The 13,363-nt window shown below is 69.6% G+C and carries 10 protein-coding genes and 1 pseudogene; 7 read left to right on the top strand and 4 right to left on the bottom strand.

The annotated features are described in order from the left end of the window. Positions 1 to 28: 28 nt before the first annotated feature. Both JHN45_RS43925 and JHN45_RS43920 read left to right on the top strand, forming a co-directional pair. Entirely contained in the window at positions 29 to 835 is an 807-nt protein-coding gene (locus tag JHN45_RS43925) for an MBL fold metallo-hydrolase (protein WP_201054904.1), read from the top strand. A 2-nt stretch (positions 836 to 837) separates the two neighbouring features. Then, complete coding sequence (locus JHN45_RS43920; protein ID WP_201054903.1) at positions 838 to 1,266, top strand: nuclear transport factor 2 family protein; 429 nt, start codon at positions 838 to 840, stop codon at positions 1,264 to 1,266. A gap of 103 nt (positions 1,267 to 1,369) precedes the next feature. Here the strand turns inward: JHN45_RS43920 and JHN45_RS54570 are convergent, their stop codons facing one another. After that, positions 1,370 to 1,906, bottom strand: a complete 537-nt coding sequence (locus JHN45_RS54570; RefSeq protein WP_307783366.1) for a LuxR C-terminal-related transcriptional regulator — start codon at positions 1,904 to 1,906, stop codon at positions 1,370 to 1,372. Between the two features lie 147 nt (positions 1,907 to 2,053). On the opposite strand from JHN45_RS54570, the pseudogene JHN45_RS43910 reads away from it, so the two are divergent. Then, positions 2,054 to 2,701, top strand: a pseudogene (locus JHN45_RS43910) (transposase); the annotation flags it as partial. Positions 2,702 to 3,912: 1,211 nt separating this feature from the next. Here JHN45_RS43910 and JHN45_RS54880 read toward each other — a convergent pair. After that, positions 3,913 to 4,173, bottom strand: a complete 261-nt coding sequence (locus JHN45_RS54880; RefSeq protein ID WP_374195680.1) for a helix-turn-helix domain-containing protein — start codon at positions 4,171 to 4,173, stop codon at positions 3,913 to 3,915. On the opposite strand from JHN45_RS54880, the gene JHN45_RS53630 reads away from it, so the two are divergent. Beyond that, positions 4,127 to 4,300 carry a hypothetical protein gene (locus tag JHN45_RS53630; protein ID WP_234467666.1) on the top strand — a complete coding sequence of 58 codons (174 nt, stop codon included), beginning with the start codon at positions 4,127 to 4,129 and terminating at the stop codon, positions 4,298 to 4,300. The two genes, JHN45_RS54880 and JHN45_RS53630, sit on opposite strands and share 47 nt — an antisense overlap. A gap of 720 nt (positions 4,301 to 5,020) precedes the next feature. Here JHN45_RS53630 and JHN45_RS43900 read toward each other — a convergent pair. After that, entirely contained in the window at positions 5,021 to 6,202 is a 1,182-nt protein-coding gene (locus JHN45_RS43900; protein WP_200709453.1) for a hypothetical protein, read from the bottom strand. Positions 6,203 to 6,607: 405 nt separating this feature from the next. Here JHN45_RS43900 and JHN45_RS43895 point away from each other — a divergent pair, with 405 nt between their 5' ends. Then, entirely contained in the window at positions 6,608 to 7,864 is a 1,257-nt protein-coding gene (locus JHN45_RS43895) for a hypothetical protein (protein ID WP_200709454.1), read from the top strand. A gap of 168 nt (positions 7,865 to 8,032) precedes the next feature. Continuing rightward, positions 8,033 to 11,764 carry a hypothetical protein gene (locus tag JHN45_RS43890; RefSeq protein ID WP_200709455.1) on the top strand — a complete coding sequence of 1,244 codons (3,732 nt, stop codon included), beginning with the start codon at positions 8,033 to 8,035 and terminating at the stop codon, positions 11,762 to 11,764. A 227-nt stretch (positions 11,765 to 11,991) separates the two neighbouring features. On the opposite strand, the gene JHN45_RS54875 is transcribed toward JHN45_RS43890, so the two are convergent. Next, on the bottom strand, positions 11,992 to 12,282 hold the full coding sequence (locus tag JHN45_RS54875; RefSeq protein WP_374195679.1) for a hypothetical protein: 291 nt from the start codon (positions 12,280 to 12,282) through the stop codon (positions 11,992 to 11,994). Between the two features lie 139 nt (positions 12,283 to 12,421). Here JHN45_RS54875 and JHN45_RS43885 point away from each other — a divergent pair. Further along, a partial coding sequence (locus JHN45_RS43885; protein WP_374195678.1) for a DUF3500 domain-containing protein occupies positions 12,422 to 13,363 on the top strand: 942 nt, incomplete at its 3' end.

The raw sequence follows: 13,363 nt of genomic DNA, 5'->3' as shown, positions 1-13,363 counted from the left end.
CCCACCCCCTCCCCACAAGGAGCCACCGATGAGCACCCTCTCCTTCAAGATCCTCGACCTGGACTTTCCGGCAGGCAGCAAGAACAAGACAGCCACCCTCGTCACCGGCGAGAACGACGCCCTGCTGGTCGACGCCGCGTTCACCCGCGCCGACGGACACCGCCTGGCCGCCGAGATCCTCGACTCGGGCAAGAACCTCACCACCGTCTTCGTCTCCCACGCCGACCCCGACTTCTACTTCGGCGCGGAGGTGATCGCCGATGCCTTCCCCGACGCGACGTTCGTCGCCACCCCGCTCGTCATCGAGCACATTGCCCACTCCTACGAGGGCAAGCTCAAGGCCTGGGCCGCGCTCGGCCCGAACCTCCCCACCCGCCTGGTCGACCTGACCCCGCTGACCGGCGACCTCACCCTGGAAGGCCACCGCTTCGAGCTGAAGGGCGGCCCGGACACGCTGCCCGACCGCCACTACCTCTGGCAGGCCGAGCAGCGTGCCCTCCTCGGCGGCGTCCTCCTCTTCCAGCAGGAGCACGTCTGGGTCGCCGACACCCCCACCCCCGACGACCGCGCCGCCTGGATCGGCCTGCTGGACGAGATGGCCGCCCTGAAGCCGGAGTTGGTCGTCCCCGGCCACCGCCTGCCCGGCACCCCCGCCGACGCCTCCGCCATCACCGCCACCCGCGACTACCTCCTGGCCTTCGAGGAGGAACTCGGCAAGGCGGCCGACGGCGCCGCGCTGACCCAGGCGCTCATCGCGCGCTACCCGGGCAACGGGATGCTGATCGCCGCCCAGATCGGCGCGAAGGTCGCCAAGGGCGAGATGAAGTGGGGCTGACCATGACCGACTTCGCCACCTCCGATGCCCCCGCCGACGTCGTACGACGCCAGTACCTCGCCTCCGCCGCCGGCGACCTCGAAGCCCTCCGCGCCACCCTCGCCCCCGACGTCGAGTGGACGGAGATGGCCGGCTTCCCCCTCGCCGGCACCTACCGCACCCCCGACGGCGTCACGTCCAACGTGATGGAGAAGCTCGGCAAGGACTGGGACGGCTGGACCGCCCACGACGACACCTACGTCGTCGACGGCGAGAACGTCGTCGTCCTCGCCCGCTACACCGCGACCAACAAAGCCACCAGCCAGCCGATCGACGTCCGCGTCGCCCATCACTTCGTGGTGCGCGGGGGCGTCATCGTCCGCTTCGAGCAGTTCGTCGACACCGCACTCGTCCGCGACGCCATGACTCAGCCTGTCCAGCGTGGCCGCTGATCGAGTGGCGGCGTCGATGTCCGCGCCACGAACGCGCCTCAATCACAACAAGTCAGCGGTTCAGTCGCGACGGCACCGTCCCCGTCCGACGGACTCCCGGCTGTCAGGCGCGGGCCGGCGCCGCGCGGAGCTTGTTCCGTGAGGTGACGTCGAGCTTGGTGAACACCTTGTGCAAGTGCCATTCGACGGTACGGGGGCTGATGAACAACTCGGCGCCGAAGCCGCTCAACATGTCGTAGGCGACGCGCAGTTGCTCACGTGCGTCGATGCGCCGGTTCTCACGGCGCAGCCACTCGCCGTACACCAGGTGGGTGCGGGCGAGATGGACGGCGACCCGGCTGCGTCGGAGGTGCTCGATGGCCTGGCGGTAGAGCAGTTCGGCCTCCTGGCCGTCGCCGAGCAGCGCTCTCGACCGGGCCATGACGCCAAGGGCCCAGTTCGTGCCGGCCGCGCCGGCTTGTTCCTCAAACCGGCGCAGGGCTGCCGCGGCCGCCTCGGGGGCCTCACTGCGAGCGCCCGCCTCGACCAGTTCTAAGAGGGTGAACCCGAAACCCGCCAACTCCTCGTACTCCCATGCCTGTTCGGCCCTGGCCAGGGCGTCCTCGTAGCGGCCCAGGCCGTTGTCCAGCACCGCGATCACATAGTGGGCCTGCCCTATCGCCCGTCCCTCGCCCCAGGGCGCCGCCTCCCGGACCGGTCGTCGATCCTGTCCGCCACCCGGGCGTCGTCGCCGCGCCGGACCTGGAGGAACGCTCCCGCGTATCCGAGGGGCGAGTTGCCGGTCACCGCCGGTTCCGGGGAACCGGTGGCCGCGCTGCTGCGGCCCGGCAACGCCGACTCCAACACGGCCGCCGACCACATCGAACCCGCAGGTCTCGCCCTGGCCCAACTGCCGAACCGCCTGCGGCGGGGCCGGCAGACCTTGATCCGCACCGACTCCGCCGGCGGCACCCACGCCCTCCTCGACCGGCTCTCCCGGTGCGGGCGATGGCTGTCGTATTCCGTCGGAATGACCAGCACCGACGACCTCCACCAGGCCGTCCTGAAGATCCCGAGGAAGGCATGGACACCGGCCCACGACGCCGACGCCGCCGAACGGCCCGGCGCCTGGGTCGCGGAGATCACCGACATGCCCGACCTGAACCCGTGGCCGAAGGGCATGCGGCTGATCGTCCGCAAGGAACGGCCGCACCCCGGCGCCCAGTTGCGCTTCACCGACCTCGACGGACTGTGGCCCACCCGTTTCGCGACCAACACCAAAGGCGGCCGGTTCGCGGACCTCGAACTGCGTCACCGCAGACGTGCCCGCTGAGAGGACCGCATCCGCGCCGCCCGCGCCACCGGCCTGCGCAATCTGCCCCTGCACGACATGGCACAAAACCGGATCTGGCTGGAGATCGTCTTCCCCGCACTCGACCTCCTCGCCTGGCTTCGACCGCCCCGAGAACCCGCACCAGCCCGCCGGTGAAGTGGAACCCGGCGCCCACCCGGCGCGAGAACCGGGCCCTCGCCCTGCCCCAGCCCCGAAAAGACCGCACCACACGAAACTTGCAACCGCCCTGCGGTGCGGTCTGGGACGGTTTCCAGAATAGCGGTCCTGAATGCAGCGGCAGTCCTGCTCACACCACTGCGCGCAGCGAACTGGAAATCCTGTATCCGGGATACCGGACCCATCCGGTTCGAGAACCAGCCGCCGGGCCAGTCGCCGAACAAATTCCGAGAAGCTCGAATTCTTCGTCATTCAGAAGGAATCGACAACCATACACAGATGGTTCGGAGAATCGCCGAACTGAGTTCACGGAATGGAAGTACTCGTTTCGCTTCCTGGTACGGATAGGGGTTTACGACCCGAGCCTCGGAATCGAGAGACGGGTGACCATCAGAATGAAGCATTACGTCAAGGCATGCGCGGCCGTGGTTATAGCGGCCCCCGGTGTGATCGCCACTGCCCCCGCAGCTGGCGCCAACCCGCCGTCCGGTATCAACATCCGTGGCAAGGAGGCCTTCAACATCACGTACGCCGCTGCGGAGTCCACGATCTCACCGGCGTTCGGCAACTGCGAGTTCCCCGTCGTCCACCTGGACCTGGGTCGGCGCGGTACGCCGGATCTCCAACGACTCGGTGGCCAACTGCGGTCACGGCACGGCCAGTCTGGAGGTCAACGAGTCCTACGCCACCACCCACGGCACCTCCGTGTCGGTCGGCATCAACACGAAGTTCGGCTTCAAGTCGGGTGACCTCGACGCCGAGGTCGGTGCCAGCGTCAGCTACTCCTCGTCCTGGTCCAAGGCCCACACGCTGGGCCGCCAGGTCACCGTCTCGGTCCCGCACGGCTACGAGGGCTGGATCGACGGTCGCCCGAACATGCGTACCGTGCCGATCAACCCGGTGTTCCGCGTCAACCACTACGTGTGGAACGACAGCCAGTCGGAGGTCGGCACCGAGGTGCACAGCCGGCGCGGACGCGGCTACGACCCCATCTGGTCCTTCGCCCACTACGTGAGCGCCTACGCGGACGTCGTCAACAGTCACCCCGACCATGAACTACGTCGCCCACGACAAGCCCGGCACCTGCTGGCAGCGGCCTTCCGCGGGTCACCGGGCCCGACGACGCCCCGGGTGACCCGCATCCGCGCTCTGCCGGGTCACCCGGGGAAGAGGAACACGACGGCTTCCCGCTCCGGTCCGTCCCCGGCATGCCGAACCGGTTGGCCCTGCCTCGGCGAGGTCTCCTGGAGCCGCAGCAGGGCACGGGCCGCGAGCGCCGTACACAGCGTCCGCATCCCGCAAATCGTGGTCGGCGAGTGGCCGGTCAGCTGCTCGATCCGCTGCAACCGGTAGTCGATGGTGCTGCGGTGGATGATGAGTTCCGACGCGGCCCGGGCCCGATTGCCGTCCGCCGCGATCAGCGCCTTCAGCGTCTCCAGCAGCTCCGGCCTGGTGACGACCGGCTCGATCAGCGCCGCAAGGCACCGGGACACTGTCGGGTTGCTCGCCACCGCACACTCCACGGCCACGTCGGCGAGCTGGTAGACGCCGGGCCCCCGCCTCAGCGCACCCACGACCGCAAGGACGTTCGCTATCTCGCGTACGCCGCTCCCCAGCTCCGCGTACGGCCGCCAGGCAACCGAGATCCACACTCCGTCGCCGAGATCCTCCCGGACCTGATGGGCCAGCCGCAGTGCCTGCTGCCGGTTCGGGACGGGTGCCAGCAGCTGACCGCCACCGCCGCTCAGCCGCAGCCGGCTGGCCGACCCGAAGCGCCCCCCGAGCACGGCGGCCAGCGCGGAGTCGGCGCATTCGCTCGCTCTGATCCCGACAGCAGCCCAGGCCGGCGCCACGGCCTCCGGCCCCGGCCGACCGCCTGCACGGGCGGGCCCCGGTGTGGGCTGTTGGAGGGTTTGAGTGGTCATGTCATTCCTAACCTCGGCAGTTGCACGTCGGCTGGTCGGTTGCGAGCGGGCGGCCGCCGATTTTCCGGCGGCGGCCTGCCCATGTCGCGCCAGGGGATGGTGCGACCCGGTCGCACAGCGGACTTTCGCGGGAGCGAGGTTGTTGCACAATCCCAGCTCAAGGGGGTAAACAACCCGACATCGCGGGCGGAGAGCCGCGGCCTGCGGACCTCCGGCAGCAGGCCAAGGCACGCCTCCGTCATCGGGGGGCGTGCCTTGGCCGCTTCACCTCTCCTGGGCTCCGCGACGTCGCCGACGAGAGTTGCGGACGGTCACGCGTCCGTGGATTCAGTGACCGGCGTCATTTGATCCACCAGTTGGTCAGCCCGTCGATCAGCGGCGCCGTGTGCTTGAAGCTGTGGTTCGGCGCCGCCGCGTGGGGATAGCCGCAGAGGATGCTGGAGTACCAGCGCACCTCGACGTTGTCCTTCTGGAACACGGAGGTACCGGAACTGGACGCGTGAACGTCGAGCCAGGCCGGCTTGGTCGCGGAGGTCAGGCTGAAGCAGTGGTCATAACCGGTGGAGTGGTCGATGACCTCTATGCCCTTGGTGTTGGAGTACACCTTGACCTGGGGGTTGTGGTAGGGGCTCGGGGACTGGCCGGAGCAGTACTGCTTCCAGTCCGCCCTGCTCATCGTGGTGTCCCGGAAAGCACTCACCGCGGACTGGTACTTGGAGCCGTTGAACGACACCATGTGCGGCAGCACGAGCGTGGCAGCCCGGACCCTCAGGTCCTTGTGGTGCCAGACGCTGCTCCCACCCCAGCGGTACTGCATGTGGAGGATGGCTTCTCCCTGCAGCTTGACGAAGCCCGGGGTGATATTCACCCATCCCTTGTAGCCGGCCGGGATGTTCACGGTCTGCGTTTCGCCGAGCTGCCAGCTGCTCGGCGTGGAGGCTCCGAACGTGAGGTCACCGAGCAGGGAAGCGCTCAGGCCGAAGGCCTTGCTCAGATAGTTCGGGTGGTACTCCTTCTCGCCGCCCAGGTCGGGCAGGAAGCCGAAGGACTCGAACGTGGTCCCGTGGCCGGGGACGAAGGTGGTAGTGATTCCCTTCTGGCCACTGGTGCAGCCGTAGTCGGAAGCCGAGGAGGCCACCTGGCTCGAGTCCGTGTACTCGGACATCCGCGGGTTGACCCAGGCGATCTTGTCGATCTGCCACCACGCGATGCCGTTGGCGCCGCTGTCGGAGTTGCAATGGTTGTCACTGCTGGTCAGACAGCGGCTGACAATGACCGACTGGTCCATGTACTTCTGGTCGGCTGCCGTCGGGACCCATGGGTCCTCGATCGGCAGCCCGTAATCCGACTCGCTTTTGATGCAGTACGCGAAGTTGTTGTTTATCAGCCCGCCGCACCCCGTCGTGTCGGCCTGGGCCTGGGGTGCCTGGATCAGCCCCACACCGAGCGTGGTCGATGCCAAGGCGGCGAAACCGGTGAGGAGCGTGCCGGCGCGCAGCCGCATCCTCGCGAATCTCTTCACGGATCAGCCTCCGTGTTTCCTTCTGGACGACTCCGGCGGAGTCTGTTTCTTTCCTGTCAGAGATTCTGTGACCGCCGTTCGCCCGACGGAACCTTACCTGGCAGTTATCCGAAGAATTCTGGTTCGACGTCGGAGATTGCTTCTGGGCATGCCTCCGCGGTCACCGATGTCGGCGCCGGCCGGATCGCTGTGCCACTGCGCGCCGGAGGTCGGTGCGGAAGGCGGACTTGAGTTGTTCAGGGCCCGGAGACGGGTTGGCGAACAACTCCGCGGGCCCGAGGATCAGGTTCGATCCGATCGGATCGGCCCCGAGCGCGCGAATGTGCCCGCACTCCCTGGGCGGCCCTCAATCCTCAAAGGAGCTGGCCTGTGCCTTCCTTGTTCAGTAGATGCCCCTGGCGGCGGTTGCTGGTAACCGCCGCCACCGCGGCGCTGTCCTTCTCATTAGTCACCGGCCTGCTCCAGAACACCGCCGCCCCGGCGAGCAGCAGCGCCGCCTCCGGTACCTCGGTGACGTCCGTCTGCACCGGATCCGTGGACGCCGTGGAGACCGGCTACACGGAGAACGCTCCGAGCGTGGCGACCGGGCCGGTGGCCGAGGACGCCTCGTACACGTTGAGCAGTCGGCAGCTGTCGGGTCTGGCATCGACCAGGGGCCCGGCGATCGCGAACTGTGAGAGCAAGCTCCGCCAGGCGCAGCCCGCCGCGTTCAAGAAGTGGGGGTACCTGTCGGCCCGCGCGGTGGAGATCGCGGTGGATGTCACGATCACGTTCCTCGCCTCGACGTTGATCTGCTCCTTCACCGGTCCCGTCGGCTGCGCCTGGGGCGTACGGTTCGCTTCGTTCGCGGGCGGATTCGCCGGCGCGTTGGCGTTCCAGTACCTGACCGAAGGCGTGATCAACTGGTCCAGCGTGGGCGCCGCGTTCTTCGACGCGACCATTTCGATGCTGGCCTTCTCCGGTCTCGACAAGCTGGAGGAGGCGTACGTCGGTAAGGGCGTGAAGGCTGCGTTCACGGCGTCCGGGAAGGCGATCGCGTCCGTGGCCAAGCGGATCGGCAGCGCGGGCGCGGGCATGTCCAGCAGCATCACGAGCGCGCTGGGCAACATCGTCACGCACACCAGCACCTGGGCGTTCCCGTTCCCGGCCGCGGCCGCGGTCGCGGTCGTGCCGGCCATCGCGGAGTCCAGTGGCAACGCGGTCGCCGACGGTGTGCAACTGCGTGTGCCGTCCGCGTCCGCCGGATCGACCGACACGATCAACGACCTGTTCTCCGGCAGTGCCGGCAAGCGCTTCTACAACTGGGACATCGAGGAGACCTCGAACACCAACAGCGACGGCGCCATCGGCTACCTGATCGGCCAGGGCAGCAACTGCCTGAAGGACAACAGCGGTACCGTCTCGCTGTCCGCCTGCAACGTCCACGACGACACCCAGATTTGGTATGTCGACGGCGACGAGCTGATGTCCGTACACGGCCAGTGCCTTGACGAGCTCGGCAGCTCGTCGTCGCGGATCACGATCAGCTGCGACGGCCTGACCTATGTGACAAACCCTAACAAGCAGGACGACCAGTTCCTGATCACCCCTCCCGGCGGCACCTACATCCCGGACACCGTCGCGCAGTGGAAGAGCCACGTGTCCAGCTACGAGCACGCGTGAGCGTGCGGGCGAACCGCTGAACGCCGAGCGGGTGCACGGCCCGGCCCGCTGACGCGGTCGAGCCCGGCCAGGTGAGATTGTTGTTCACCTGGCCGGGCTTGCCCATGGACCACTCACCGAGCAATAGTGCGAGGCGAACTGTTGTCCGTCCCGCGACAAGGTGGTTTGGTGGGTCGTCCGGAACGGCCGGTGGATCCCGATGCCGGCCCGATTCAGCGCTTCGCCCACGAGCTTCGCGCCCTGCGCGGCCAAGCGGGCAGCCCGGCCTACCGCGCGATGGCGCAACGCGTCGGCGTCTCGGTGACTGCCCTGTCCCGGGCCGCGGCGGGGGAGAATCTGCCGTCGCTCGCTGTCGCGCTGGCCTATGTCAGGGCCTGCGACGGCGACGAGGCCGCGTGGGAGGCGCACTGGAAGGCTGCGAGCGAGGACCGCGCCGCACCGGTCGCGCAGGACGGCGAGTCCCCGTATCGCGGGCTGGCCCGGTTCGAGCCCGGCGACCGGAAGCTGTTCTTCGGACGGGACCGTATCCTCGGCGACCTGCTGGAAGTGGTCCAGGAGAACCGGTTCGCCGCGCTCGTGGGCGCGTCCGGCAGCGGCAAGTCCTCGTTGCTGCGCGCCGGGCTCGTGCCCCGGCTGCAGGAGTACGCACAGGACCTGGGGCATCCGGCGGTCGTGCGCATCCTGGCACCGGGGCAACGTCCGGCGGCGGCCTTCCAGCACCTGCTCGCCCCGGGCGAGGGCGAGCCGGACAGCTGGGTGGTCGTCGACCAGTTCGAAGAGGTCTTCACTCTCTGCCGGGACCGGGACGAGCGGACGCGCTTCATCGACCTGCTGCTCACGGCGCACGACCCGGCGACGCGGCTGCGCGCGGTCATCGCGATGCGCGGCGACTTCTACGCCCGGTGCGCGGAGCACGCACCACTCGCCGAGGCCCTGCGGCACAGCACACTGCTGGTCGGACAGATGAACGCGGCCGAACTGCGCGAGGCGGTGACCGGACCGGCCACCGCCGCCGGGATCGTGGTCGAACGCCGTCTGACGGCGAGGCTCGTCGACGAGGTCGTCGACGAGCCCGGCGGACTGCCGATGCTCTCGCACGCCCTGCTCGAGACCTGGCGGCGACGGCGCGGCAGGATCCTCACACTTGAGGCGTACGAAGCGGCAGGAGGCGTACACGGCGCGATCGCCGCCACCGCGGAACGCGTCCACGAACAGCTGACCCCGGAACAGGTCCGCACCGCCCGACGGCTGCTGCTGAGGCTGATCAGCCCCGGCGAGGGCACCGCCGACACCCGGCGCCCCGCCGAGCGGACCGAACTCGACGAATGGCTCGATCCCGAGCTCAGCACGGTGATCGAGGAGCTCGCCGCCGCCCGGCTCCTCTCCATCGACGGCGAGACCGTGGAGCTCGCCCACGAGGCGCTGATCAGCAGCTGGCCGCGACTGCGCGGGTGGATCGACGAGGACCGCGAACACCTGCGGCAGCAACGGATGCTCGGCGAGGCAGCCTACGCCTGGCGTCGACTCGGGTACGATCCCGAAGCCCTCTGCCGGGGAACCCGCCTGGACCAGGCCGCCGAGGCCTTCGCCCACCCGAGCCGCGAACGCGAACTGGCCGCCTCGGAGCGCGCCTTCCTCACCGCTTCCCTGGATGCCCGCGCCCGCGATCTGCGTTCGGCGGCCCGCACCCGGCGCCGCCGGAGGAACACCCGGGTAACGCTCACCGCGCTGCTCGCCGTCCTGCTCACGGTCAGCCTGGCGGCCTGGCAACTGCGCCGTACCGACCAGCGCGAGAGCAACCAGGTCGCCGCCCGACGCGTCGCCGCGGTGGCCGATTCGCTGCGCACCACCGACCCGCGCACCGCGATGCTGCTGAGCGCGGCCGCGTGGCATGTCGCGCAGCTGACCGAGACCCGGGCCGCGCTGCTCGGCTCGCTCGCCCAGCCGGAACGGGACGTGTTCACCGATCCCGACCAGGGCGCCGAGACCGGGCGGTCGCTCGTCGACTCCGGCCGCACCCTCCTGAGCACGGCCGGCCGTAGCTGGCGCACCTGGAGCACCCTGACCCACCGTCAGCTCTCATCCGGCACGCTGCCCGCACCCGCAGCGGTGGGCGTGGCGGCCGACCCGGACGGCCGCGTCCTCGCGCTCGAGACGCCCGAGGGCTGGCGGCTGTGGGACCTGACCGCGCACCGATGGACCGGCGCGGCGCAACCCGTCCCCGACACCTATCTGGCGCGTTTCAGCAGCGACCCGCACAGCTATCTGGTGGTCGGCATCAATGACGACGACGCCGAGCTGCGCGCCGTCCCGGACGGGAAGCCGCTGCTCAAGACGGCCGTCGGCTCTGAGTCGAACGTGGCGACGTCCTCCGACGGCCGCCTCGTCGCCGTCTGCCCGGACAGCGGAGCGCTGTTCGTCCACGACCTCGCCACCGGCCGCGATCTGCCCGGTGACTGGACCGGCTCCGACGGCGACCACTGCTCCGACCAGAGCTCGCTGCTCCGGTTCGATCCCGCCGCGCACCGGCTGGCCGCCGTCTCCGACTCGGGTATCCGCGTGTGGGACACGACCACCGGTCAGCTCATCGCCGATCTCGACTATCCGAAGGCCAACACGGTCACCTTCAGCGCGAACGGCGCCTTCCTGGCCGCGGTCGGGGCCGACGAGATCGCGGCCTGGCGCCTGTCCGCGCCCGGTCCGCCCGTCTTCCGAACCTCCCTCAACGGCGAACGGATGCTGGGCGACGTCGCCTGGGACCCGAACCGGCCCGTGCTGCGCTACCTCGAGGGCGGCACCGTGCACACCCTCGACCTGGGCGAGGCGGTCACCGCCGACTGGCTCGACACCCCGGCGGCCGCCACCGCCCTCAGCCCGGACAGCCGCACCCTGGCCACAGCCGAGAAGATCGGCAACCACTTCACCTTCCGGCTCATCGACACCGCCGACGGCCGCCCGCTGCGCACCCTGCCCTCGGTCCCCCTCCCCGTCCCGCAGGACGGCGCGGGCCCGGTGGCCGCGCTCAGCGTGGATCCGCTGATGGCTTTCAGCCCTGACGGCGCGTCATTCGCCTACGGGACCTCCGTCCCGGGCCGAGTGACCTCGGACCAGCGGCTCGTCATCTGGGACCTGCCCCACAACCGCGTACGATCCACACTGAACCTCGCACCGTCCTCGGGCACCGACCAGGTCGAAGCCATCGTGCTCGGCCCGGACGGAAGAACCCTCATCGCCAGCCGGGCCCAGAGCGTCGGCGCCACCGGCGAGGTATGGGACGCACCCGGCCACCGCCTCACCGCGCACCTCGGCCCGCTCGCGAACAACACCCTCGCCGTAGGACCTGGCGCGGGCCTACTGGTCGGCGACAACTCCGTCGCGACGCTGCCCGCGGGGCCGAACCGGGGCCGGACCCTCAGCCTCGGCGAGGACGTCGACGCCGTCGCCTTCAACGCGAGCGGAACCCTGGTCGCGGTCGGCGACGCCTCCGGCCGGGTCGCCCTCTGGAACGGCACCCTCACCCGCCAACTCGGCGTCCTGCCCGACGCCTTCCCTCCGTCCACCGCGGACTCCCAGCCGGAGACCGTGACCGCGGTCGCCTTCAGCCCGGACGGATCCACCCTCGCCGTCGCCGGAGACGCCGGATCATTGCGGCTCTGGGACGCCGCGAGCCACCAACCGCTCGGCGGCGGCGTCACCACCCCCGGCGAGGGCATCACCACGCTCGCCTTCAGCCCCGACAGCACCACGCTCTACGCATCCAGCCCCCATGTGCCCCTGCAGCACTACGACCTCGCCCCCGCCCACGCGCTCGCCGCGATCTGCTCGCGGACCGGCGGCGGCCTGACCACGGCCCAATGGAGCACCTTCATCCCCGAAATCCCCTACCTCGGCGTCTGCTGAGGCAGCGGAGCCGTCTCGAGCGGGGGCTGTACGGACCCACGTGGCGCTTACGGCGCGTCCGTTGGGGTTGCCTCGAAGTCCCCCCGGGCCGGCGCGAAGTGGCCGCTCGCAGGGTCGATCCGGAGCCGGTCGGGGGTTGGCCGCTGGACCAACCCGGCCAGAATGCGCGCCGACTCCCCGTCCGGAACCGCCGCCCGGGCCTCCGCCCGCCAGAGCTGGACAGCAGCTCAGGACCGCAGGCGGGCGACCAGTTCCTTGAATTGGGGGCCTCGCCGGCTCATCTCGATTTGCCTGACCGGCACTCGGCCGGCCGCCGCGCGGCAGCTGTTGAAGGTGGCCACGGGGATCGGCAAGGGCTCCGGGTACGACCAGATCACCCAGATCATCGAGGCCGATGACGTGCTCGCCTCGGTGCGGGCCACCAGTTCGGCGGGGGCGGGCCCGGCGCCCTCGGACACCGCGTCGAGCACGACCTCCGCCGACCCGTCCGCCACGGCGAGCGCGAGTTCCACGGCCACCGACGCCCCGACGGGCGCTCCGCCCTCCGGCGGGGGCGGCTCCTTCGGCTACGGCAGCGGCCTCTGCTGTACGGCGTCTGTCGGCACCCCCTCAGCGGGCGGAACGTGGCAGCTCCATTTCGGCGGTCACCACATCGCCGTGAACCTCACCTACAAGAAGGGCGAGGTGGCCGCCGCCAGGCTGTCCGCGACGTACAACGACGTGCTCCTCGGCCCGGGCGATGACGGCCAGTTCCCGGAGACCAGGGAAGGCATCAAGGTCAGCGTGCTGTCGCCCAAGCAGCAGAAGCTGGTCCTGAAGGCCATCCATCCCTGGGTCGCCGACGTGGACGACGCCACCGCGAAGAAGCTCATGAAGACGTACGCGCATGAGCTGAGCGAGACCTACGTGGCCTCCTCGGGCGGCACCGCCTCGACACCCGGGGCGACGCCTGGTGGCCGGGATCGCGATCGTGGTACCGGCAGCGCTCCCGTTCGGGGCGTCGCCCGCAGCTGCGCATCCGAGTCCTTGCACACGACGAGCTGGACCACGGAGTGCGGCATCGACCTGACCACCATCAATTCGTCCTCTCCGCTGCCGCCGCTTCCCCATCCTCCTCACCCAGCGTGTCGTGTGGTCCCCCGCCCGAGAGCCCCTTCGACTCCAGACCCCCTTCGCGCAGCGTCGTTCCGCCCCCGGCGCGGCTCGACTCCATATCAATTGATCCGATGTTTCATCGTCACGGTCATTGACGTCCCAACTCGACACCCCTACCTTTCCAGCATGTTTCCCATTAGAGAGCATGCTCACGTCACGAAGCTCGGGAAGAGGCTTCGATTATTCATCGGGTCTTATCGCGTTGTCGCGGCCCTGGCCTGCGTACTCCTGCCGATCGGGGTGCTCACCCTCCCCGCGCACGCGGCGACCGCGGTCGGCTACTTCGTCTCGCCCGGCGGCAGCGACGACAACACGGGGACCAGCGCCGCCACCCCCTTCCGCACGCTCACCAAGGCGCAGGCCGCGGTGCGGGCGATCGACACCTCGACGTCCGGCCCGATCACCGTGACCCTGGCCGGGGGCGTCTACCGGCTGACCAAGACG

This window comes from Streptomyces sp. MBT53 (assembly GCF_016654115.1).
In the GTDB taxonomy this organism is placed as follows: domain Bacteria; phylum Actinomycetota; class Actinomycetes; order Streptomycetales; family Streptomycetaceae; genus Streptomyces.
The sequence above is the reverse complement of the archived record's forward strand: the minus strand, read 5'-3'. Positions and strand labels throughout refer to the sequence as shown.

Bases quoted from the DNA above. Each gene is read 5' to 3' on its own strand.
- JHN45_RS43925 (WP_201054904.1), top strand. From the start codon at position 29: ATGAGCACCCTCTCCTTCAAGATCCTCGACCTGGACTTTCCGGCAGGC.
- JHN45_RS43920 (WP_201054903.1), top strand. From the start codon at position 838: ATGACCGACTTCGCCACCTCCGATGCCCCCGCCGACGTCGTACGACGC.
- JHN45_RS53630 (WP_234467666.1), top strand. From the start codon at position 4,127: ATGATGAGTTCCGACGCGGCCCGGGCCCGATTGCCGTCCGCCGCGATC.